Origin of the sequence: Streptomyces sp. NPDC020362 (assembly GCF_040642095.1) — a bacterium.
GTDB lineage: Bacteria > Actinomycetota > Actinomycetes > Streptomycetales > Streptomycetaceae > Streptomyces.
Map to the genome: position 1 here is coordinate 1 of NZ_JBFAET010000104.1, position 21,270 is coordinate 21,270.

At 71.0% G+C, this 21,270-nt stretch carries 22 protein-coding genes and 3 pseudogenes; 17 read left to right on the forward strand and 8 right to left on the reverse strand.

Annotation, left to right across the window (positions count from 1 at the left end; translation table 11 throughout):
* The 3 genes from AB0H32_RS29570 to AB0H32_RS29580 form a co-directional block, all read right to left on the reverse strand.
* A partial coding sequence (locus AB0H32_RS29570) for a glycine betaine ABC transporter substrate-binding protein (RefSeq protein WP_361126564.1) occupies positions 1-206 on the reverse strand: 206 nt, incomplete at its 3' end.
* Positions 207-235: 29 nt separating this feature from the next.
* A complete protein-coding gene (locus AB0H32_RS29575) occupies positions 236-910 on the reverse strand; it encodes an ABC transporter permease (protein ID WP_361126471.1) in 675 nt (224 codons plus the stop codon).
* Positions 907-1,587: an ABC transporter permease gene (locus AB0H32_RS29580; RefSeq protein ID WP_361126474.1), complete on the reverse strand. Its 681-nt coding sequence runs from the start codon at positions 1,585-1,587 to the stop codon at positions 907-909. Before AB0H32_RS29580 ends, AB0H32_RS29575 begins: the two co-directional genes overlap by 4 nt.
* A gap of 247 nt (positions 1,588-1,834) precedes the next feature.
* On the opposite strand from AB0H32_RS29580, the gene AB0H32_RS29585 reads away from it, so the two are divergent.
* The 4 genes from AB0H32_RS29585 (at position 1,835) to AB0H32_RS29600 (ending at position 5,457) form a co-directional block, all read left to right on the forward strand.
* Positions 1,835-2,692: a MoxR family ATPase gene (locus tag AB0H32_RS29585; RefSeq protein WP_361126477.1), complete on the forward strand. Its 858-nt coding sequence runs from the start codon at positions 1,835-1,837 to the stop codon at positions 2,690-2,692.
* On the forward strand, positions 2,689-4,038 hold the full coding sequence (locus AB0H32_RS29590; protein ID WP_361126480.1) for a VWA domain-containing protein: 1,350 nt from the start codon (positions 2,689-2,691) through the stop codon (positions 4,036-4,038). Before AB0H32_RS29585 ends, AB0H32_RS29590 begins: the two co-directional genes overlap by 4 nt.
* Positions 4,039-4,142: 104 nt before the next feature.
* Positions 4,143-4,361, forward strand: coding sequence for a hypothetical protein (locus AB0H32_RS29595; RefSeq protein ID WP_361126483.1), 219 nt, complete (start codon positions 4,143-4,145; stop codon positions 4,359-4,361).
* Between the two features lie 121 nt (positions 4,362-4,482).
* Complete coding sequence (locus AB0H32_RS29600; protein ID WP_361126486.1) at positions 4,483-5,457, forward strand: pyridoxal-phosphate dependent enzyme; 975 nt, start codon at positions 4,483-4,485, stop codon at positions 5,455-5,457.
* A gap of 252 nt (positions 5,458-5,709) precedes the next feature.
* On the opposite strand, the gene AB0H32_RS29605 is transcribed toward AB0H32_RS29600, so the two are convergent.
* Positions 5,710-6,075: a cupin domain-containing protein gene (locus tag AB0H32_RS29605; protein ID WP_361126489.1), complete on the reverse strand. Its 366-nt coding sequence runs from the start codon at positions 6,073-6,075 to the stop codon at positions 5,710-5,712.
* Between the two features lie 290 nt (positions 6,076-6,365).
* Complete coding sequence (locus AB0H32_RS29610) at positions 6,366-7,040, reverse strand: hypothetical protein (RefSeq protein WP_361126492.1); 675 nt, start codon at positions 7,038-7,040, stop codon at positions 6,366-6,368.
* Positions 7,041-7,092: 52 nt separating this feature from the next.
* Between AB0H32_RS29610 and AB0H32_RS29615 the strand changes: the two genes are divergently transcribed.
* The 5 genes from AB0H32_RS29615 to AB0H32_RS29635 all read left to right on the forward strand — a co-directional run bounded on the left by AB0H32_RS29615 (position 7,093) and on the right by AB0H32_RS29635 (position 10,061).
* Positions 7,093-7,692, forward strand: a complete 600-nt coding sequence (locus AB0H32_RS29615; RefSeq protein WP_361126495.1) for an HD domain-containing protein — start codon at positions 7,093-7,095, stop codon at positions 7,690-7,692.
* A gap of 2 nt (positions 7,693-7,694) precedes the next feature.
* Positions 7,695-8,249 (forward strand): GNAT family protein, encoded by a 555-nt coding sequence (locus AB0H32_RS29620; RefSeq protein WP_361126498.1) that lies wholly within the window; start codon positions 7,695-7,697, stop codon positions 8,247-8,249.
* Between the two features lie 165 nt (positions 8,250-8,414).
* Positions 8,415-8,957 carry a hypothetical protein gene (locus AB0H32_RS29625; RefSeq protein WP_361126501.1) on the forward strand — a complete coding sequence of 181 codons (543 nt, stop codon included), beginning with the start codon at positions 8,415-8,417 and terminating at the stop codon, positions 8,955-8,957.
* Positions 8,958-9,210: 253 nt separating this feature from the next.
* A complete protein-coding gene (locus tag AB0H32_RS29630) occupies positions 9,211-9,723 on the forward strand; it encodes a SigE family RNA polymerase sigma factor (protein ID WP_361126567.1) in 513 nt (170 codons plus the stop codon).
* Complete coding sequence (locus AB0H32_RS29635; RefSeq protein ID WP_361126504.1) at positions 9,720-10,061, forward strand: hypothetical protein; 342 nt, start codon at positions 9,720-9,722, stop codon at positions 10,059-10,061. The genes AB0H32_RS29630 and AB0H32_RS29635 overlap by 4 nt, the downstream gene beginning before the upstream one ends.
* Positions 10,062-10,120: 59 nt before the next feature.
* Here the strand turns inward: AB0H32_RS29635 and AB0H32_RS29640 are convergent.
* A pseudogene (locus tag AB0H32_RS29640) lies at positions 10,121-10,417 on the reverse strand (carboxypeptidase-like regulatory domain-containing protein); the annotation flags it as partial.
* A 157-nt stretch (positions 10,418-10,574) separates the two neighbouring features.
* On the opposite strand from AB0H32_RS29640, the gene AB0H32_RS29645 reads away from it, so the two are divergent.
* The 6 genes and pseudogenes from AB0H32_RS29645 to AB0H32_RS29670 all read left to right on the forward strand — a co-directional run.
* Entirely contained in the window at positions 10,575-11,540 is a 966-nt protein-coding gene (locus AB0H32_RS29645; protein ID WP_361126507.1) for a pirin family protein, read from the forward strand.
* A gap of 893 nt (positions 11,541-12,433) precedes the next feature.
* On the forward strand, positions 12,434-13,552 hold the full coding sequence (locus AB0H32_RS29650; RefSeq protein ID WP_361126510.1) for a helix-turn-helix domain-containing protein: 1,119 nt from the start codon (positions 12,434-12,436) through the stop codon (positions 13,550-13,552).
* Positions 13,549-14,184 (forward strand): annotated as a pseudogene (locus tag AB0H32_RS29655) (lanthionine synthetase LanC family protein); the annotation flags it as partial. The gene AB0H32_RS29650 and the pseudogene AB0H32_RS29655, both read left to right, overlap by 4 nt.
* Positions 14,159-14,689 (forward strand): lanthionine synthetase LanC family protein, encoded by a 531-nt coding sequence (locus tag AB0H32_RS29660; protein ID WP_361126513.1) that lies wholly within the window; start codon positions 14,159-14,161, stop codon positions 14,687-14,689. The pseudogene AB0H32_RS29655 and the gene AB0H32_RS29660, both read left to right, overlap by 26 nt.
* 11 nt (positions 14,690-14,700) lie before the next feature.
* Entirely contained in the window at positions 14,701-15,657 is a 957-nt protein-coding gene (locus AB0H32_RS29665; RefSeq protein ID WP_361126516.1) for a thiopeptide-type bacteriocin biosynthesis protein, read from the forward strand.
* A 318-nt stretch (positions 15,658-15,975) separates the two neighbouring features.
* A pseudogene (locus AB0H32_RS29670) lies at positions 15,976-16,302 on the forward strand (glycoside hydrolase family 3 C-terminal domain-containing protein); the annotation flags it as partial.
* 191 nt (positions 16,303-16,493) lie between these two features.
* Here AB0H32_RS29670 and AB0H32_RS29675 read toward each other — a convergent pair.
* Entirely contained in the window at positions 16,494-17,261 is a 768-nt protein-coding gene (locus AB0H32_RS29675) for an IclR family transcriptional regulator (protein WP_361126519.1), read from the reverse strand.
* Positions 17,262-17,459: 198 nt separating this feature from the next.
* Between AB0H32_RS29675 and AB0H32_RS29680 the strand changes: the two genes are divergently transcribed.
* Complete coding sequence (locus AB0H32_RS29680; RefSeq protein WP_361126522.1) at positions 17,460-18,878, forward strand: MFS transporter; 1,419 nt, start codon at positions 17,460-17,462, stop codon at positions 18,876-18,878.
* 130 nt (positions 18,879-19,008) lie between these two features.
* Here AB0H32_RS29680 and AB0H32_RS29685 read toward each other — a convergent pair whose 3' ends face one another.
* Complete coding sequence (locus AB0H32_RS29685; protein WP_361126525.1) at positions 19,009-19,698, reverse strand: GntR family transcriptional regulator; 690 nt, start codon at positions 19,696-19,698, stop codon at positions 19,009-19,011.
* Between the two features lie 122 nt (positions 19,699-19,820).
* Here AB0H32_RS29685 and AB0H32_RS29690 point away from each other — a divergent pair, with 122 nt between their 5' ends.
* Entirely contained in the window at positions 19,821-21,266 is a 1,446-nt protein-coding gene (locus AB0H32_RS29690; protein ID WP_361126528.1) for an MmgE/PrpD family protein, read from the forward strand.
* Positions 21,267-21,270 lie beyond the last annotated feature (4 nt).

Genomic DNA, 21,270 nt, shown 5'->3' on the forward strand with positions numbered 1-21,270 from the left:
GCTACGGAGATGAGGGACGTCTTGTAGCCGGCCCGGTTCAGCAGCTGGGCGTACATCTGGGCGAGCAGGTCGCTCTCGGTGAAGCCGGCCGAGCCGATGGTCAGACGGTGGCTGTCGCCGGGCGGTGCGGTGACCTCGCCGCGGTTCTCCAGGGAGGGGCCGGTGGTGCAGGCGGCCAGGGTGCACAGCGCGGCCCAGGCGCACAGCGCGGCCGGCGTCGCCGCGGCACGGCCCCTCACCGGCGGCCGCCCCTGGCCCACGTGGGTGCCAGGCGTTCGGCGACCTCGAAGACGCCCTCGACGATCAGTGCGAACACGGCGACGAGGAAGGCACCGGCGACCACCTGGGGTGTGCTGGCCAGGTTGAAGCCCGCCGTGATGATCCGGCCGAGGCCGCCGCCGCCCGCGAGCGCCGCGATCGTGGCGGTGGCCACGAGCTGGACCGCGGCGATCCTCACCCCGCCCGCAATCATGGGCAGCGCAAGGGGCAGTTCCACGCGGAACAGCATCTGCCGCCCGGTCATCCCCATGCCCCGGGCCGCCTGAACGACGCCCCGGTCGACCTCGCGCATGCCGACGTAGGCGTTGGTGAGCAGCGGCGGCACGGCGAACAGCACCAGGGCGACCACGGTGGGCCCTTCGCCCCAGTTCCCGACGGGGGTGAGCAGGAGCAGGACCAGGACGGCGAAGGTGGGGACGGCCCGCCCGGCGTTGGAGATGTTGACCGCGAGCGCGCCGCCCTTGCCCAGATGGCCGAGGACCAGCGCGACCGGCAGTGCGATCAGACAGCTGATCAGCAGACAGACGACGGTGAGCACCAGGTGCTGGAGCAGCCGGTGCCAGACTCCGTCGTCGCCCGACCAGTGCGCGGGGTCGGTGAGCCAGTCCCAGCCGGCGCCGAGCGTGTTCATGCGCGGGCCGCCCTCACCCAGGGGGTGATCAGCCACTGCACGCCCAGCAGGAGCAGGTCCGCTACGACGGCGATCAGCACGCACAGCACGGACGCGGTGAGCACCTGGGCCTTGAAGTAGGTGTTCATGCCCGCGTAGATGAGGTTCCCGAGGCCTCCGAAGCCGACGATGGCGCCGACCGTGACCAGGGAGACCGCGGAGACGGTCGCGATGCGCAGCCCGGCCATCGCTGCGGGCAGGGCCAGGGGCAGTTCGACGGTGAGCAGCAGCCGGATCGGGCCGTAGCCGAGTCCGCGCGCGGCCTGCCGGGTCTCCTGCGGGACCGCGCGCAGCCCGGCGAGGATGTTCCGGACGAGCACGGTGAGCGAGTAGACCACCAGGCCCGCGACGACCAGGGTGGCCGAGAGTCCGTAGAGGGGCAGGAGCAGGGAGAACATCGCCAGGGACGGGATCGTGTAGAGGATCGTCGTCACGGCGAGGACCGGACCGGCCGTCAGGGCCCAGCGGCGGGCCAGCACCGCCAGCGGCAGGGCGATCACCAGGCCGATGAGGACCGACAGCGCTGTCAGCCGGAGGTGCTGGCCGACCGCGTCGAGCAGGACCTCGCGACGGGTGCTCAGATAGGCGCCGCAGATCCATTCGTTGCGCGCGAGGCAGTCGTCCGGGGGCGCGGTCACGAGTCCATTGCACCGGGCGGGCGAGAGGAGCGGCGCGTTGTGGTGGCCCGTCCGGGGTGCGGGCCGACGGGCGCGGGCCAGGGGACGCCTCGTCGGTGGTGGCGATACGGCGAGGTCACCGCGTCCGGATTGAAGGGAAACCGGTCGGTCTACCCCCGTGGGACTTGGCCGGATCCTCGTGACACAGGCGGTGAACAAGCGCTTAGATAGGAGGGCGCCGCCCATCCCCGACCCGCCGGAGGCCCCGTTGTTCACATCCGTCGACGACGTCTCCGCCCGCCTCGCCGAGACCGGGTACCTCGCCTCGCCGGCCGTCGCCACGACCGTCTTCCTCGCCGCCCGGCTGGGCAAGCCACTGCTGGTGGAGGGCCCCGCCGGGGTCGGCAAGACGGAGCTGGCCAAGGCCGTCGCCCAGGTCGCCGGGGCACGGCTGGTCCGGCTGCAGTGCTACGAGGGCGTCGACGAGTCCCGGGCGCTGTACGAGTGGAACCACGCCAAGCAGCTGCTGCGCATCAGCGCGGGCCGCGACCAGAGCTGGGACGAGACCCGCACCGACATCTTCAGCGAGGAGTTCCTGCTCCCCCGCCCGCTGCTGACCGCGATCCGCGGCGACGAGCCGACCGTGCTGCTGATCGACGAGACCGACAAGGCCGACGTGGAGATGGAGGGGTTGCTGCTGGAGGTGCTCAGCGACTTCCAGGTCACCGTCCCCGAGCTGGGCACGATCACCGCGACCCGCCGCCCCTTCGTCGTCCTCACCTCCAACGCCGGCCGGGAGCTGTCCGAGGCGCTGCGCCGCCGCTGTCTGTTCCTGCACATCGGGTTCCCCGAGGAGGAGCTGGAGCGGCGGATCGTACGGCTGAAGGTGCCCGGGCTCGACGAGGCGCTGGCCGAGTCGCTGGTGCGCGTGGTCGGGGCGCTGCGCGCGATGGACCTGCGCAAGGCGCCGTCGGTCGCCGAGACCGTCGACTGGGCACGCACCCTGCTGGCCCTGGGCGCCGGCACGCTGGACGAGGCCGTCGTACGGGACACCCTGGGCGTGATCCTCAAGCACCAGGACGACGTGCAGAAGGCCGCGGCCAAGCTCGACCTGGACGCCCTGTGAGCGGTGTCGACGAGCGGATCACCGGTCTGGTCGCTGCGCTGCGCGCGCACGGCGTACGGATCGGCACCGGGGAGAGCGTGGACGCGGCCCTCGCGGTCGAGGCGCTGGGGCTCGCCGACCGGCGTCTGCTGCGGGAGGGGCTGGCGGCGACCCTGCTGCACGGCCCGGCACAGCGTGCGGTGTTCGACCCCGTCTTCGACCTGTACTTCCCGCGCGGCGTCGGCGGTGCGGACGTCGGCACCGCGGACCGGGAGGAGCTGCGCGACCGCCTCGCCGACGCGCTGGCCGCCGACGACCGGTCCCTGATGGCACGCCTGGCGGCTCAGGCCGTGGACGGCCTGGGCGGGTACGGGAGTTCACCGGGGGCGGACGGCTGGTCGGCCTACCAGACCCTCGACCGGCTCCGCCCGCAGACCCTGCTGGCCCGGGTGCGGGCCGACGTGCGGGGCCAGGACGGCGGCGCGGGGTTCGCCGACCGGCTGCTGGACGACGAGATCCGGAGCCGTATCGAGGTGTTCCGCCGGCTGGTGGCAGCGGAGGCACGGCGCCGGGTGGCCGAGCGGCGCGGACGGGACGAGATCGCCCGGCGGGCCGTCGCCCCGACCGCCGACCGGGTGGACTTCCTGTACGCCGGCCGGGACCGGCTCACCGAGCTGCGCAGGACCGTGCAGCCGCTCGCGCGCAAGCTGGCAACCCGGCTCGCCGCGCGCCGCCGCCGGGCCGCGCGCGGCACGATCGACCTGCGCCGCACCGTGCGTTCCTCGCTGTCCACGGGCGGGGTGCCGATGCGGCCGGTGCTGCGCAGGCGCCGCCCCGCCCGGCCCGAACTGGTGCTGCTCTGCGACGTCTCGGGCTCCGTGTCCGGATTCTCGGACTTCACCATGCTGCTGGTACAGGCACTGCACGACCAGTTCAGCAAGGTCCGGGTGTTCGCCTTCGTCAACCGCCTCGACGAGGTGACGGGCCTGCTCGGCCACGGACACGCCGACCCGGAAGGGCTCGGCGCCCGGATCCGCGCCGAGGCCACGCTGACCGGCTGGCACGGCAGCAGCGACTACGGCGTCGCCCTGGGCGAGTTCGCCGAGCGGTACGGCGACGCGGCCGGCCCCCGGACGACCGTGTTCGTGCTCGGTGACGCCCGCACCAACATGAGCGACCCGAACCTGCCCGCCGTCCGCGACATCGCCCGCCGCGCCCGCCGCATGTACTGGCTGAATCCCGAGCCGCGCGCCCAGTGGGGCACCGGCGATTCGGCGGCGCCCGCCTACGCCGAGCTGGTCGAGATGCACGAGTGCCGCAACGCCCGGCAGCTGGGCGCGCTGGTCGCACGGTTGCTGCCGGTGTGAGGCAGGGGACCGTGCGACCGCCGCCGGAGGGGAGCGGCCGATGACACGGTCACCGCGGGTGTGCAGCCGACCATTGCACGGGTGCCGCTGGAGTGCGGCCGCCCATGGACACGGTCGCCGCTCGTCTGCGGCCGCCCATGGACACGGTCGCCGTTCGTCTGCAGCCGCCCATGGACACGGTCGCCGCTCGTCTGCAGCCGCCCATGGCGGGGCCGCTGCTGGTGCACAGCAGCCGATGGCACGCCGGCGACCTGCGCGCAGCCTCCGATCGCACGCCGGCTTCGGGCGTGCAGCAGCCGATGGCGCGGCAGCAGCCGGTGTGACGCGGCGTGGTCCGGCGTGATCGACTGACACCGGTCGGCGGGCAGGCACCACCATCTCTCCGCCGGCCGCGCGCCATCCATCCGCCCGCCTTCCATGCGCCCGCAGACGAGGACGTACGACATGAGCCATCCGCCCGTGCAGCTCGGCACCTTCCCCACTCCCGTGGAGCCGGCACCCCGGCTCGCCGCCGCGCTCGGGCTCGGTCCCGGGGACCTGTGGATCAAGCGGGACGACCTGACCGGGCTGGGCGGCGGCGGGAACAAGATCCGCAAGCTGGAGTGGACCGTGGGCGCGGCGCTCGCCGAGGGGGCGGACACCCTCGTCACCACGGGCGCCCCGCAGAGCAACCACGCCCGGCTGACGGCCGCCGCGGCCGCCCGGCTGGGCCTGGACGCCGTCCTCGTGCTGCGCGGCTCGCCCGGTGGGTCGCGCTCCGGGAACCTCGCGCTGGACGGCCTGTTGGGAGCGCGGCTCGCCTGGGCGGGCGACGTGGACCAGGCCGGACTGAACGCCGTGGCGGCCGAGGTGTGTGTGCGACTGCGCGAGACGGGCGCCCGGCCGGCCCTCATCCCCTTCGGCGGGTCCAGCACGCTGGGCGCACGGGGCTATGTGCGGTGCGGCGAGGAGCTGCGCACGCAGGTGCCGGACCTGCGCACGGCGGTGGTCGCGCTCGGCTCGGGCGGCACGATGGCCGGACTGGTCGCCGCCCTGGGAACGGAATCGGTGCTCGGCGTGGACGTGGGCGCGCTGGCCGACCCGAGCGCGGCGGTGACGGAGTTCGCGGGTCCGCTCGCCGCGGAGCAGGTCACCGCGGACCGGCTGAGGGTGCGCCGTGACCAGGTGGGCAGCGGGTACGCGGCACTGACCGGTCCGGTGGCCGAGGCGCTCCGGCTCGCCGCCCGCACCGAGGGCGTCGTCCTCGACCCCATCTACACCGGCCGGGCCCTGGCAGGCCTGACCGCCGCCGTCCGGGACGGTGACGTGCGGCCGGGTGAGAAGACCGTGTTCGTCCACACCGGGGGCCTGCCCGGCCTGTTCGGCCACGCGGAGGCCGTCGAGCAGGCGGAGAAGGGCGCCACCACCCACGCTCTCTGACGGTCGTCGGCCCCACACGCACCGCACCTGCCTGCAGGTCGGCCGCGGTCACGCGCGGCCGACGAGGGGCGACAGACCACCCCCACGACCGACGACGGGCTACGGGCTACGGGCTACGGGCTACGGGCTACGGGCTACGGGCTACGGGCTACGGGGTAGCCCTCGGGCGACCGTACGGCGCAGCCCTCGGGCGGCCGGTCATGGCGGTGCCCCGCGGTGGCGTACGTACCACGGGGCACCACCATGACCGGCTCAGGCCCCCTGAGCCCGCGCGTAGTTCTGGGCCATGCCTCCCGCGAAGTCCAGCACCACGACCTGTTCGTCACCCACGACCCAGGCGTCGTGACCCGGCGGGCAGACGAAGACGTCCCCGGGGCCGACCTCGCCCTCGCCTCCGTCGTCCATGCGCAGATGCATCCGTCCCTGGAGCACATAGCCGTTGTGGTGGACCATGCAGCTCTTGGTGCCCGCGATGGGTGCCACGGACTCCGACCAGCGCCAGCCCGGTTCGAAGGTGCCCACCGCGAAGTCGAGCCCGGTCAGGTGGAGCGCTTCGAGGTGGCCGCGGGGGAAGTCACGCCGTTCGTCCGGCTTGTCGACCGTCTTCACTTCCAGCATCACGGTGTCCTCCCATCCGGCCGCTCACCACGGCCGGGGCCGGCCTCCGTCCCCCGGCGGCCTCGGACGGCACCGGCGCTGCGGCGGTGACCGTACCCCACGCCTCCATCGTCGGCCCGGCCTGTCGGAGCCGCCATCCGGAGGAACCAGCACCGAGTGCGGGGCACCAGGGGTCGTCGAAGATCTCACCCGGTGGCATCGACGTGCCACCCCGCGAAACGCACACCACGCCGGGACAACGTTGTCGGGTCGCGCCACATGGTGACGTGGGACCACGCCGGGGGCGCCGATCAGTGCTGGAGCACACCCTGAGGGGGCACCTCGGCCACGCGGGACGTCCGCTCGGCGCGCCGGACGGCGAACACCGCGTACGCGTAGGCGAGATCGAGGACGAAGCAGCCGATGTAGAGGTAGTGCATGAGGGCGCTGTCGTAGCGCGGGGCGCCGTCCGGGTCGGTGAGCAGTGCGAGCGAGGCGCACGCGGTGCCCACCAGCTTGGTCACGGCGATACCCGGCGACTGGCCGCGCGTGCTCCGGCGCGCGGCCAGCATCGCCAGGAACATGCCGGACATGGCCAGGTTGCTCCCGAACGCGGTGATCGCGCCGACACCCTCGTCGAACTGCTCCGAGGCGTAGTTCATGCCCGGATAGGCGAGAGCGACCAGGACAGCCAGCGCGGGCAGGAACAACCGGTCGGGGAGATAGGGGAATTCGGCCCTTCCGAAGCGTACGACGGTGTAGCCGATGGCGAGGTCGAAGCAGAACCAGACGATGTTGATGCCGTGCATGACACCGGACGGGGGCCGCACGAACGCGAACATGAACTCCCAGCTGAGATTGGTGGCGAACGCGACGACGGGCATCCCGAAGGTGCGTTCCCGCAGCCCCGTGCGGATCAGCAACACGTAGGCCGCGGTCCAGAAGAGCCCCGTACCGAGCAGAAACGCCGTGTGCAACGCCTGCATGAACACCCTCCGTGATGCGTCCGTCACGCGCGCTGGGGATTACTCTCGCACGGTGACAGCCATCAGCACAGTGTCGGTCGCGACGGACACGACCTTCGACCCACCGCTGCGGCCGCTTCCCGAGCGGGCCACCGAGCTGCTGGCCCGGGTCGACGCCCCGCCCCGTCTGGTCGCCCATCTCAGAGCGGTGCACGACGTGGCCGCGCAGCTCGTCGGCTGGGTTCAACGGCACTGCCCGGGCCTGGAGTTCGATGCCCGGGCGGTCCTCTTCGGTGCCGCGACGCACGACATCGGCAAGGCTGTGCACCCGGCCGAACTCTCCGGCCCGGGCGCCCGGCACGAGGAGGCCGGGCGGGAACTGCTCTTGGAGCACGGTGTGGAGGCCGGGCTGGCCCGGTTCGCCGGGACACACGCCTCCTGGACCGCGTCCGGGACCGGCGTGGAGGACCTGCTGGTGAGCCTCGCCGACAAGGCGTGGAAGGGCAAACGCGTCCCGGAGTTGGAGGACCTGGTCGTCGCCCGGCTGGCAGCTGCCGACGGGCGGGCGGTCTGGGAGTGGTTCATGGAACTGGACGAGACCCTCACACGGATCGGGGAAGGGGCCGACCGTAGGCTGGCGTACCAGATGTCCCACCCCGTGGCCCGAAGGTGACCATGTACACCATCCCGCTCGGAGACGACGGCGCCGAACTGTGCCCCCTGGGCCCCTGGCAGGCCGCGGAGTTCCTCGCCCATGTGGACCGGGGGCGTGAGTTCATCGGACGGTTCAACGGACTGCCGGACGTGATCACGGACCTGGCGACCGGCCGGGCGTTCCTGCAGGCGTACGCCGAGAAGGAGGCCGCCGACGCGGGCCGCATCTGCGGGATCCGCTACGACGGCACGCTGGTCGGGGCGGTGATCCTGCGCCGGATGGACGTGGCTCAGGGCACCGCCGAGGCCGGTTGCTGGCTGGAGCCGGCGGCGGTGGGCCGGGGCCTGGTGACCCGGGGTGCCCGAGTGCTGATCGACTGGGCGATCCGGGAGCGGGGCATCCACCGGATGGAGTGGTGGGTGTCACCGGACAACACCCCGAGCATCGCGGTCGCCCGGCGGCTGGGCATGCGCAGGGACGGCGTCCTCAGGGAGAGTCACCTCTACCGGGGACAGCGGCACGACGAGGAGATCTGGTCGGTGCTGGCACCGGAGTGGACGGGCGGAGCCGGCTGACCGGGCTCCGTTACCACCGGGTCCGCGTAGACCCTGCACAGCAGTTCGCCGACGCGGAAAATTCGTCGGCCGAAGCCTGCAACCTCGCTCGGGGTCGGACGTCTGTCGGGATGGAGGCCTCCACTTCGACCGATGTCCGACCGACCCGAGCAACCGAAGGAACCCATGTCCGCACACCGCATCCCCCGCCCTCGCCGCATCCGCAGGCTGCGCACCGTCCTGGGGGTCTCCGCCGTCGGCGCGGCGCTGGCCGTCGGCGGTGCCGTGACCGCGCAGGCGTCCCAGAGCGGCGCGCACTCCGCGTCCCGGCCCGACGCCACCGCCGCGCCCTCGCCCGTCCCCGCGGGCGGTCACGCGAAGCCGACTCCGGCACCGACCCCGACCCCGACCCGCACGGCGACGCCGGAGCCGGTGCCGTCCGCTCCGCACGCAGGCACCCCCTCACCGGTCCCGTCCGCTCCGCACGCAGGCACCCCCTCACCGGTCCCGTCCGCTCCGCACACGGGCACCCCCTCGCCGGTCCCGTCCGTTCCCCGCACAGCCACTCCCTCGCCGGTGCCGTCGCCCGCACGCCTGGGGGTGCCGCGGTCCGTGCCTGCCGCCCCGGCCCCCGTACCGGCACCGCGTCACGGCCACCCGACGGGGTCGCCGAGGCCGGCCCCCGCGACCGCGTACGACACGCCGTCCCCGGATCCCCAGAAGCACTGAGGCATGCCGGTGTGCGGGGAGTCGCCCGGTGCGGCTCCCCGCACACCCGGCCGGGAGACCCATGACGACAGCAACACCGCCGCCGGCGGCGGCCCTGCCCTGGGACAGGGCGGGCACCCCGCGGTCCGCCCCGCCGTGGCGCTGGTTCACGCATGCCCTGCGGACCCGTGTCCTCGCACGCGTGCGCGCAGGCACGACGGCCGACCCGGCACGGCCCGGCAACGGCAACGGCAACGGCAACGGCAACACCGGCATGCCCGGGCTGCTCGCCACCGAACCTGTCCCCCGCATCGAGGAGTTGTACCACCACCGCCGTCTGTCGCTGGTTCGCCTGGCGGTGCTGCTGGTCGACGACCTGCCCACGGCTGAGGACGTCGTACAGGACGCGTTCACCGCGCTGTTCCGGCGTCACGGGCACCGGCTCGGCTCGCTGGACGACCCGGAGGCGTATCTGCGCACCAGTGTCGTCAATGCGGCCCGCTCGGTGCTGCGGCGGCGCAGGACCGTACGGGCGCACACGCCCGAACGCGAGCAGCACGTGCCCGCCCCCGAGGAGGACGTCCTTCTCCACGAGGACCACCGCGAAGTGCTGGCGGCTCTGCGGACACTGACGTCGCGTCAGCGGGAGGTGCTGGTCCTGCGGTACTGGTCGCACCTGTCCGAGGCCGAGATCGCGGCGACGCTCGGCCTGTCGCGGGGCACCGTCAAGTCCACGGCCAGCCGGGCCCTGGACGCCCTCGGCCGTCGTCTGGAGGGTCTGCGATGAACGCATCCGGTACCGGGACCGCGCCGACGGGGGTCGAGGAGCGGCTTCGAGCCGCCCTGGCCGCGCGGGCGCAGTCCGTCGGCCCGGCCGACCTCAGGCCCCTGCGTCCGCCGACCGCGGCTCTCCGCCCCCGCCGGGTCACGGTGCGCCGGGTCGCGGTGGGGCTGCTCGCGCTGGCCGCGGTGGCGGCGCTGGTCTTCTTCACCGTCCACGACGGCCCGGCCCGCCCCGCCGAGCCGGCCCACTCCCCCGGCCCGACGATCGGCACCCCGTCACCGGTCCCGAGCCCGGTCCGCCCGTCCACGGCCGAACCGACCCCGAGATCCCCGGCACCGTGATCCGGGCGGCTCCGGGGAACGCGGGGGCACAGGGAGGCCTGCGGGTTCGACTGTGGGGACTACGCCCCGGGATGGGCGAGTTCGATGTCGTGGTCGTCGATGTCGCCCAGGACGGTCACGGCGGCGGCCCCCGGCGGACAGCCGGCGGCGATCACCGTGTACGGGCCGCCGTCCAGGTCGGAGAAGGCGTACGCCCCGTCGGCGCCGGTCGTCGCGGTGGCGACGACGTTTCCCGCCGCGTCCAGCAGCGTCACCCGCGCGTCGCCCAGTGGTCCGTGAGGGGCCTGCACCGTGCCGCACACCCGCGCTCGGGGCGAAAGCTCGGCCTCGACGCGGGTGACGCCGTGGCCGGAGACGCCTCCATCACAGGGACGCGGCCTGCACGCTCCCCCGAATGTAAGTCAACTGATTGACTTAACCAAGCGCCACCCGGGGTCTGCTGTCCGCCAAACGCCCGCACAACACCCTCGGCGCACTCGGCAACGGCGACGGCCTGCCGCTAGGTTGGGCGGCATGAGCAACCTTGACCGCGCGCCCGTGCCCAGTGTGTGTGGCGGCCGCGGCTTCGTAGTCGCCGAACCCGTCCGCGAGCTGCTGAGCCCCCGTCATGTGCAACTCGGCGAGTCGAGCGAGGTACGCCGACTGCTGCCGAACCTCGGCCGGCGCATGATCGGCGCCTGGGCCTTCGTGGACCACTACGGCCCCGACGACATCGCCGACGAGCCGGGCATGCAGGTCCCGCCCCATCCGCACATCGGACTGCAGACGGTCAGCTGGCTGCACGAGGGCGAGGTGCTGCACCGGGACTCCACCGGCAGCCTGCAGATGATCCGCCCCAAGGAGCTGGGCCTGATGACCTCGGGCCGGGCGATCAGCCACTCCGAAGAGAGCCCGAAGCCGCACGCCCGCTATCTGCACGGCGCCCAGCTGTGGGTCGCGCTCCCCGACGAGCACCGGCACACGGAGCCGAAGTTCGAGCACCATCCCGACCTGCCCACGGTCACCGCGCCCGGCCTGACCGCCACGGTCATCCTCGGCGGCCTGGACGGCGCCGCCTCCCCCGGTACGACGTTCACCCCGATCGTCGGCGCGGACCTCGCGCTCACCCGGGGCACCGATGTCCGACTGCCGCTCGAACCCGACTTCGAGTACGGCGTGCTCGCCATGTCCGGCGAGGTGCACGTGGACGGCGTACCGGTGCTGCCCGGCTCGATGCTCTACCTGGGCTGCGGCCGCACCGAACTCCCGCTGCGCGCAGAGTCCGACGCCAAGATCATGCTGCTGGGCGGCGAGCCGTTCGCCGAGGAGCTGATCATGTGGTGGAACTTCGTCGGACGCACGCAGGACGACATCAAGCAGGCCCGTGAGGACTGGATGAGCGGGTCAAGATTTGGGGAAGTGAAGGGGTACGACGGAGATCCGCTGCCTGCACCTGAGCTGCCGGCTGTGCCACTGAAGCCGCGGGGTCGAGTGCGCTGAGCTGGCACTTTCTAGCTCAGCACGCACCTAGTCGGGCGAGGTGAAGCACACCCCGCCCGGTTCGCTCAGACCGCGCGAGCAAACCCCCTTCACACCGCCATTGCACCCCGCCTTGAAGTGCAAGTTTCGCCAGCCGTAGTCAGCTTAGGTCGGACTGATGCTGACCCAATGCTGACTTTACTGACAGGTAGTTAGATATCGGTGGGGGCTCCGGGCACACTTCCCGCGCCCCTCTCACCACGGCGTTCTCGAACTCGCGCCGCGAGTCGCCGGCGGATCGCCCTTCCCTCGGCGAGCGCGGAACCCCACCCTCTTCGGAACCATGCTGACCGCTGCCCCCGATTATGGGATCTCGACAAACGCAGCGCGTGACGCATCCTGGCGTCCCGAACACTCGCTACACCCGCCATTCCGTCGCAGCCAGTGCCGGAACCGTGCACAGCCTCCACACTCGCCTGGGCACCAGATGCGGCCCCGCGCAACAAGACGGGCCTCACAACCCGGCATGAGCCAACCACAGACCATGTCATGGAGCCGCAACACTTGGCCGTCCTGTCCGGCCGGATTCTTGGTTGACCCGAGCAGACCGGCGGAGCTCCAGAGCGTCAAACGAGCGTCACGATCGGATTGCACTTCATGGCTTACGGCCACTACGCCTGGTCGGGCGGGGTCCGCCTGCCAGCCAGAAGCTTGGCAACTTTGCCCCAACCTGATGGGGGGGCACAACTCGCTCGGCTCTGTGACCGGCACAAGTTCCCCCCACGAATGCTGCGCCCCGCCCCGGGAGAAGGAAACGGGAAACAGCATCGATCGCCTTGTCCGTCCGGGAGGGGTTGCCGCACTCTTTCGTGCAGCACCAATCAGACTTGGGCGGAGGGGCTTTGGAGGGTTCCGTGCCACACCCGCCCACCGAGTTCGGCGAAGAGCTGAGGAAGCGGCGTCTGGAGGCCGGGCTGAGCCTCACGGCCTTGTCCGGCGCCGTGCATTACAGCAAGGCGCAGTTGAGCAAAGTCGAGCGAGGGATCAAGGCACCCAGCCGTGACCTCGTTCGGCTGTGCGACGCCGCCCTCGGTGCCAACGGGGCACTGATTGCCCTGGCGGCCAAGGGCGCTCCGGACGTATCCGCTGAACCCCCACCCGGCAGCATCGACGAGGAGGACTGGATCATGCAGTTGTCGCCGGACGGCCCGAACCGGTTCCAGTCCTTGGGCCGACGAGGGGTCGTGAGCGCCGGCGTCGCATCACTGATGACATGGCGTTCGAACGGCTCCGGCCCGGCCTCACCGGCCTCGGGTGCCGGCATGCTGGAAGCCTCCCGCTCGCTGTTCACGCACTACCGGAGACTCGGCCAGACCGTGGAACCCGGTCTGCTCCTGCCTGTCCTGATCGCTCAGACGCACAGTCTGCGCGAACTGTCTGCTCACACCGACACCAGCACCCGCCAGCAGTTGCTGGCCCTCGGCTCCCGGTACGCCGAGTATGTCGGCTGGCTGGTGCAGGAGACCGGCGACGAGCGGGCGGCACTGTGGTGGACGCAGCGGGCGGTCGATCTGGCGGCAGCCGGCGGTGACCAGGCACTGGCCGGCTACGCGCTGGTCCGCAGAGCCTTGGTCACGTTGTACCGGGACGACGCCGAGCAGACCATCGCTCTGGCCCGTCGCGCCCAGAGCAGCACGCTGCCACCACGGATCCGGGGGCTGGCGGCACAACGCGAAGCGCAAGGACACGCCGTTGCCGGTGCGGGCTCCGGCCAGGTAGACGCTTCACTGCGGGAACTCCCGCGCGGTGCCCACACGGCTGGGGTCTGGGCGATGCGCCGCAAGCTCCTCGGCGAATACCGGCAGGCTCTCGAAGAGGCCGGGACCGCCCCCGCCGACGTGCTGCCGTCACTGCTTCACATGCACCACAACCGCGCGGCGGGCATCGACCCGGACGCCGAAGCCACCTGTCGCCGTCTGGCCCGCACCGCCGCAGTGTCCTGGACCGCCCGCGCAGAAGGAGCGACACAGTGACCACTGCCTTCCTGGACACCGACTCCGCCACCCGTCAGTCCCTGGCGCACGGCTCACTCGGGACCGCCCTCCTCGACATCGAGCGTGCCCACGCTGGACTCGCCAGCCTCCAGGTCGCCCACCGCAAGCTCGCCGATGTTGGCCCCCTCATGGGCGGTAACGAGGCCAACCTGTTTCTCGGCGCCCCCGCGATGGCCTACGTCCTGCACATGGCCGCCGCCGGAACCGACCGGTACACCGGAGCACTTCACGCCCTGAACGACGTCGTAACGGCCCTCATCCGGCGCCGACTGGCTGCCGCACATGCCCGCATCGACGAAGGGCGCTACACCGCCTTCGCCGAGTACGACCTCTTCCGTGGTCTGACGGGCCTCGGCGCCCTCCTCCTCCGCCGGCAACCCGACGGCCAGGAACTGCGGCGCGTCCTGGAGTATCTAGTCCGGCTCACCGACCCGGTCCAGGGCCCGCAGGACCAATCACTGCCCGGCTGGTGGGTGGGCCACGACCCAGCGAACCACCACTCAGCTACCCCAGGCGGCCATGCCAATGCCGGCCTCGCCCACGGCATCACGGGCCCGCTCACACTGCTCGCCCTCGCCATGCGCCATGGCATCACCGTGGACCGCCACGCACTCGCCATGTACCGCATCCTGCGCTGGCTGGACAACATCCGGCAGAACGACCACCACGGAACCCGCTGGCCGCTGGATCAGCAAGAGTGGCCCGGCTCCCACCCACAGCGCAGCGCCGTCCTGGTGCTATGGCACGCCGGGTATCGTCCGCGCCCAGCAACTCGCCGCCATGGCTCTCGGCGACGACGAGCGCAAGCTCATGTCGGAGCGCGCTCTGATGTACTGCCTCGCCGACTCCCGGCAACTCGACCAGCTCGCCGGCCGGGGCCTGTGCCACGGCCTCGGCGGGCTGATCCGCACGGTGCAGCGCGTCTCGGACGACGCCGAAAATGCCCAGCCGTTCGACGACTGGCTGCGGCACGGATCCGAACGCTTTCTCGCGGCCCCAGCGCCGCAGAGACCCGACTTCCTTGAAGGCGCGGCCGGGGCAACGCTCGCGTTCAGGAGCGCCGAACCAGGCGCCGTGACCGCCACCGACTGGGACGCCTGCCTGCTGCTGATCTAGGAGGCGACGAAATGCAGCAACAGAGCACCAACCCCACTGAGTACGCCGTCCTGGCCGTCCTATGCGGCATACCGATTGAGGAGGCGGCCCAGCAGGTGCTGACGTCACCCGCCCGACTGGCCGAAGGGGTCGAACGCTACCGGGCCGCCGGCCGGGCTGCTCTCCAACACCCGCACACAGGCTGGTACCAGGTGTACGTCACATTCGCCGACTACCCCTCTGCCGCGCGGGCCTTTCGCACCCACCTCCTGCCCGCCCTCAGCGGAGAGGACGTAGACGCCTGGTGGTTCGTCCGGAAGTACCCATGCTGGAGGCTGCGGGTCCAGCCCGCGCCAGCCGTGGAAGTGGAGCACACCATCACGAGCACGCAGCAGGCGCTCGACTCGGCAGTCTCCTGGCGCGTTGTGAAGCAGTGGCGGACCTCCCTGTACGAGCCGGAATCCATCGCGTTCGGCGGGCTGACTGGCATGAAAATCGCCCACCGCCTGTTTCACGCCGACAGCATGGGGGTGCTCACCTTCGACCAGCTCGCCGAGAGGCGCATGGACGGTCTGCTCGACGCCAAGGCTGCGTCCCTGCTGATCCTTGCCCTTTTCCTACGCGCCGCAGGCCTGGAGTGGGGTGAGCAGGGAGACGTGTGGGGCCAGGTCGAGGCCAAGCGCCCACTGCCGGCCAACGTCCCCATCGACAAGGTCAGAAGCATGACGGACTCGATGAGAAAGCTCCTCACCCTCGCCCCCGGCCCCCTGCTCACTGACGGACCGCTCGCACCCTTGAGGGACTGGGCGCAAGGCATGGAGGCCGCGGGCAAAAGTCTGGCTGATGCAGCAGAGAAAAACTGTCTCGGCCTCGGTCTCCGCAGCATCCTGGCCAGGCACATCATCTTCCACTGGAACCGGTTGGGATTCAGCCCCGACCAGCAAGCGGTCTGGTCCCGCGCGGCACGTGAAGCGCTCCTCGGTCACTGAGCCAGCGGCAGTGCAGCAGCTGCTTCGCCCGCTTTGGTCACGAGCACTAGGTGTGTTGTCCCGGGACATTGCTGACACGCGCGCTGGGTGCTTGAGTGAGGGCCTTCTGGGTTCGGTGTGGATTGCGACATCTGCACGCCGCCCCGCAGGAGGCCCTCGTGTCCCACCGTAATGCCCCGCTGCCCCGACCGGCCGGCTGCGTCTGGCCCGGTGGCAGAGCCGCGATCGAGGGGTCCACGGGCATCGGGGGGCTTTCTCACCGGAGCCCGGATCAGGTTCGGCTGGCGTCCGCCGAACGGCGTGCGCTCCCCCTCAGTCATGGCGGCAGCGGAACTGGCCGCTCGGTGCGACACGGCCGTCGTGGTGATCCGCGCGTACGAGAGCGAGCACGCCGACCGTCCAGGCCTGCAACTGCCGAACGGCCAGGACGAACTGGTCCGGGCGGTGAGCGAGGCCAATCCGCGCACGGTTGTCGTCCTGACCACTGGCGGACCGGTGGACATGACGAACTGGCACGACCACACGGCCGCCGTTCTCCAGGCCTGGTACGCCGGGCAGGAACAGGGCGCAGCGATCGCCGCAGTGGTCTTTGGTGACGTCAACGCCGCCGGGAAACTACCCCTCAGTATCCCCCGCAACCTCGCCGAATCCCCCATCCGCACCGTCGAGCAATACCCAGGCGGTGGATCCTGGTGGTCGGGCCGCCCCGGGAAAGCCCGAGTCCATGGTCGGCGGGCTCGGCGAAGACGCCGCCCGGCGACTCCTTCTGCAGATCCCCCTTTTCACCGCCCCGGCCGCGTGCTGGTGGGCCCGGCACACGACGGCCTCGCAGACGTTCAGCCAGGACTCACTGCGGGCGAGGATGTCTCGAAAAGCGAGGCCAGGCGCGCGCAACGCTCGGTGAGCAGGTCGACGATGGCGACGGCGCGCCGGGCGGTCCAGCGGTCGAAGGGGCCGGAGATGGCGACCGAGGCTGCCGCGTGCTGCGATGTGGTCCGGATGGGTACGGCGATTCCCAGCAGGCCCGGGTGGTTGGCCGCCTGTGACAAGGCGTATCCGTTGGTGCGCACTGAAGTGAGGGCGCCTGCGACTTCGTCGGTGTGCGCCGCCTCGCCGGCCCGCTGCATGATCGCGGTGATCTCGGAGTCAGGGAGGAACGCGAGGATGGCCTGGCCGCTGGCGCCGCGGTACAGGGGGGTGGACGAGCCGATTCTGGCGGCCCTGCGCAGTTCGTAGTCGCTCTCGGCGCCGAGGACCAGCACAGCCTCGTCACCTGCACGCACGTGCAGGGTGGCCGTTTCGCCGGAGAGGTCGGCCAGGGCCCGCAGCATGGGGCGGGCTCCGGCGAACACGTCTGCGCGCGGCATCACTTCGGCGGCAAGTCCCATCAGCCGGGCTCCGATTCGGTAACCACCGCCGTCCGCCCGGGTCACATACCCCTCCTCCTGCAGGACGCGCAGCAGACGGTAGGCGGTGGACTTGCTCAAGCCGACCGCATCAGCCAGGTCCTGCAGGGCCACCGGTGAGCTCGCGCCGACTACCTCTTCCAGCAGGCGTAGGGCCCGCCTGGCCGTGTCTCCGCCTTCGGTCCGTGTCGCTGTCATGCCCGCCACCCTGTCGCCGTGTCCGCAGATTAGATCCATGGATCCAGTATCTGAAACTATGAGCCTCGGCCCGCCTCATGCAAGCGATCGCCACGGGGCTAGTCCGTCATGTCAGAGTCCTTGACGATGATTTATGCGCCTGTCACTCTCTGCCCCCGGCCTGAAGAGCAGGTTGCAAATAGTGGAACCGGATGACGCATGGCTGACATTTCTGGCGCGACGCGCGCCGTGCCCCACACTGAGGATGCATCTCGTCTGCAGGAGGTGGTCGCGTCCCGACTCGACGCGCTCCCTGTGGGCCGCTGGCACCGCGGTGTCCTGTTGGTTGTCGGGCTCGGCTCCTTCTTCAACTTCTTCGAGGTCGCTCTCAGCAGTCTGCTGGTGCCGCTGCTGCCTGGCGGGTGGGCGTCGAGCACGACTGCCCAGTCACTGCTGATCGGGGCAACGTTCGCAGGCGAACTGCTGGGAGCCCTGCTGTTGTCCGGATTCGCCGACCGTTTCGGGCGTCGGCGCATGTTCCAGATCAACCTCGTCGCGTACGCAGTGCTGTCCGTGGGTGCCGCTTTCGCACCCGACACACCTACGCTCATCGCCTTGCGTGTCATGCTGGGTGTCGGTCTGGGCGCGGAGCTCGCCTTGGTGGACACGTACTTGGCAGAGCTGATGCCGACGACCCAGCGTGGCCGCATGATGGCCACGACCTATGGGCTGGGCATGCTGGCTGTGCCGGTGGCGGGACTACTGGCCGCGAAACTTCCGCACAGTCCGGCCGGCGTGGCCAGCTGGCGGTGGCTGATGGTCCTCGCCGCATGCGGTGCCGTCATCGTGTGGGTGCTGCGGCGCCGTCTGCCGGAATCCCCACGGTGGCTGGCCGCCCACCAGCCGGCCGAGGCCCTGAATGCCCTGGCCCGGATCGAATCGAGCGCCGGACATCCGGTTCCGGCGACCGGCGCCGAGAACCCCAGCCACGCCGCCAGCCCCCATCCGATGCCCATGCCGTCTGGACCAGAGGTTCGTGCGCAGAAGCCGTCCTTGTGGGGACCGCAGCTGCGCCGGCGCACCCTGCTGGTGTGTGTGATGGAGGCGCTCGGCCCGATCGGCTTCTACGGCTTCACCGCCATTGCCCCCATCGTGCTGCTGGACAAAGGTTTCACCGTGGTCGATTCGCTGACGTACTCGGCGCTGACTGCTCTCGGCTACCCGCTGGGCTGTCTGCTGCTGATGCAGGTGGTCGAACGGATCCAGCGCAGGACCCTGGTGATCGTCTCCTCGCTGCTGGTCGCCGTGGCCGGCACGGTTTTCGGCCTGGGCAGTAGCGCGTGGGTGATCGTGTCCTCCGGCCTGTGCACCACGCTGATCAGTGTCATCAACGCGACAGTCTCGCGCGCCTACGGGGCCGAGCTGTTTCCCACCGAGGTCCGCAACACGGCCCTGGGTCGCACCTACGCGCTCTCCCGGCTGGTGGCAGCCGTCCTGCCGTTCTGCGCCCTGTCGATCCTCCACGCGCTGGGCGCGGGCTTTCTGTACCTGATATGCGCCGCCTTGATCGCCCTGATGAGCGTGGTGGTCGCCGTTCTCGGCCCTAAAACCAACGCGGTCCGCCTCGAAGGAATCTGACCTCCTGCGCCCGTACTCGTACTGACGACTGCGGGCGCACCCACCGGGCCGGAAAGGCATTGCCATGAACGGCATCCTCCCGGTTCCCGCGATCCTCGGCGGCACCCCGGGCAGGAGCGCGGCGAGCGCCCTACTGGCCCTGGGGTGAACTGAGCAGCCGGTGGAAATCGGAGCGGCCATGCGTGCGGTGCTCGGCGAGCAGGCGCACTGCCAGAGCCCGGTCTCCGTCCTCGAAGGCGGCGACGATGCCGTCGTGCTCGGCGAGGATCGCCTCGATCCGATCGAGGTCGCCGGAGTCAGCTCCGCGGCGGTAGGACAGGGCGCGGTGCGGCTCCAGGGCTTCCCACAGTTGCCGGACGAAGCGCAGCATCCATTCGTTGTCGCAGCGGTCGAGCAGCGCGAAGTGGAAATTCCGGTTGTGCGTGATCACGCCTTGCACATCGGCCCTGGCTACGGCAGCACGCTGAGCCTCCAGTGCAGTGCGCATCGCGGCAACGTCCTCGGGCCGCATCCGGGCCGCCGCGTTCGCCTCGGCCTCCGCCTCCAGGAGTTCCCTGATCCGGAAGATGCCGTCCACACTCTGCGGGCTCAGCTCGGTGACGGTGTAACCGCGCTGCGGGACGTAAGTCACGATCCCCTCCCCGGCCAGCGTCTTGAGGGCCTCGCGGACCGGGATGACGCTCAGCCCCAGCTCCTCGGCGGCCGCGCTCTGACGGATCGGCGCGCCGGGGGCCAGGTCGCCGCGGACGATCGCGTCGCGGAGCTCCGCAAGGGCCACCGCCTCGGCGGTGCGGGGGAGAGAGGTTCGTTTTAGGGCCACGCGCTCATGCTACCTGCCGACCCTGCAAAACTAGATGTTATAAATTGTAATGTGAGTGGCCGAGGGAGTCCGGACCACTCCTTCCGCCCGATCTGGGTTCCTCAACACTGGAGGTGAGCGCGGTGTCCGCACCGACGCCTACGACCACCCGACCGCCCACCGACCCGAGCGGCCCCACAGGGCAACTGGCCACTTGGCTGACCGCCACCTCGCTGCATCAGATCCCCGCCTCAGTGCGGGAGCGGGCCGCTCACCTGGTACTCGACGGCTTGGCCTGCGCGCTGATCGGCGCCCAGCTGCCGTGGTCGCGCACGGCCGTCGGGGCGGTCCTGGGCCTGGAGGGCGCCGGGAACGTCCCGGTGATCGGTTGGGGGTACACCACCAGCGGCTCGGCGGCCGCGGTGCTCAACGGCACGTTCATTCAGGGCTTCGAGCTGGACGACTACTACCCGGCCGCCCCGCTGCACAGCACCTCCCTGGTGCTGCCCGCGCTGGTGTCCACCGCATCGCAGCTGACGGCGGTCACGGGCGCGCAATTCCTGCGGGCGACGGTCCTGGGCTTTGAGACCGGCACCCGGGTGGGCCTGGCGCTGCACGGTGCGGAAATGCTTTCCCGTGGCTGGCACTCCGGTTCGGTTTTCGGGACGCACGCTGCCGCTGCCGCATCCGGGGCGATGCGCGGCCTGGACGCCGCCGCCTTCGAGGACGCACTCGGCCTGGCCGCCACGCAGTCCGCCGGCCTCATGGCCGCGCAGTACGAGGCGATGTCGAAGCGGATGCACCATGGCCTGGCCTCCCGCAACGGCTTCTACGCCGCCGGACTCGCCCAGGCCGGCTACACCGGCATCAAAAGGGTCTTCGAGCGCCCCTATGGCGGGTTCCTGTCCACCTTCGGCGAGGGCCACAACCCCGACGCCACCCAGATCACCAAGGGCCTGGGCCAGGAGTGGAACACCGAGCAGATCACGGTGAAGATCCACGCGGCGATGGGCGGGCTCCATCCCGCCATCGATGCCGCCATCGCGATGACCGACGGCCGCACGTTCAGTGCCGACGACATCGAATCCCTCCGCATCGAGGTACCCGACGCGATCTACCACCACGGGTGGTGGATCCCCGAACGCCCTCTGACCACCATCGGCGCCCAGATGAACATCGCCTACGCCACCGCCGTGGCCCTCCTGGACGGCCACGTGCGACCAGAGCAGTTCACTCCGGCCCGGATAGACGCCGACGACGTCTGGCAGCTGATCGGCCGCACCGAGGTGAAGCAGGTCGACGAGCCGCAGGATCCCACCTGGACCCAGCGCGGCTACAACACCCGCCTCACGGTCACGCTGCGCGGTGGCCAGGTCCTCACCCAGGCCCTCAACCAACCCCATGGCGGCCCGGACGATCCGCTCACGAACGGCGAGATCCGGGAGAAGTACCGGGCGCTGACCGCCAGCGTCATCGATGCCGACCGCGCGGCCGAGATCGAACACATCGTCCTCAGCCTCGAAAACCAGCCGGATCTCCGCCGCCTGGTTGACCTGCTCGCCGCCCCCGTCCGCGGCGTCCTCGACTGACCCA

Bases quoted from the DNA above. Each gene is read 5' to 3' on its own strand.
- AB0H32_RS29645 (WP_361126507.1), top strand. From the start codon at position 10,575: ATGAGCAACCTTGACCGCGCGCCCGTGCCCAGTGTGTGTGGCGGCCGC.
- AB0H32_RS29665 (WP_361126516.1), top strand. From the start codon at position 14,701: ATGCAGCAACAGAGCACCAACCCCACTGAGTACGCCGTCCTGGCCGTC.
- AB0H32_RS29625 (WP_361126501.1), top strand. From the start codon at position 8,415: ATGTCCGCACACCGCATCCCCCGCCCTCGCCGCATCCGCAGGCTGCGC.
- AB0H32_RS29660 (WP_361126513.1), top strand. From the start codon at position 14,159: ATGGCATCACCGTGGACCGCCACGCACTCGCCATGTACCGCATCCTGC.
- AB0H32_RS29600 (WP_361126486.1), top strand. From the start codon at position 4,483: ATGAGCCATCCGCCCGTGCAGCTCGGCACCTTCCCCACTCCCGTGGAG.
- AB0H32_RS29630 (WP_361126567.1), top strand. From the start codon at position 9,211: ATGCCCGGGCTGCTCGCCACCGAACCTGTCCCCCGCATCGAGGAGTTG.
- AB0H32_RS29575 (WP_361126471.1), bottom strand. From the start codon at position 910: ATGAACACGCTCGGCGCCGGCTGGGACTGGCTCACCGACCCCGCGCAC.
- AB0H32_RS29675 (WP_361126519.1), bottom strand. From the start codon at position 17,261: ATGACAGCGACACGGACCGAAGGCGGAGACACGGCCAGGCGGGCCCTA.
- AB0H32_RS29635 (WP_361126504.1), top strand. From the start codon at position 9,720: ATGAACGCATCCGGTACCGGGACCGCGCCGACGGGGGTCGAGGAGCGG.
- AB0H32_RS29620 (WP_361126498.1), top strand. From the start codon at position 7,695: ATGTACACCATCCCGCTCGGAGACGACGGCGCCGAACTGTGCCCCCTG.
- AB0H32_RS29595 (WP_361126483.1), top strand. From the start codon at position 4,143: ATGGACACGGTCGCCGCTCGTCTGCGGCCGCCCATGGACACGGTCGCC.
- AB0H32_RS29680 (WP_361126522.1), top strand. From the start codon at position 17,460: ATGGCTGACATTTCTGGCGCGACGCGCGCCGTGCCCCACACTGAGGAT.
- AB0H32_RS29605 (WP_361126489.1), bottom strand. From the start codon at position 6,075: ATGCTGGAAGTGAAGACGGTCGACAAGCCGGACGAACGGCGTGACTTC.
- AB0H32_RS29610 (WP_361126492.1), bottom strand. From the start codon at position 7,040: ATGCAGGCGTTGCACACGGCGTTTCTGCTCGGTACGGGGCTCTTCTGG.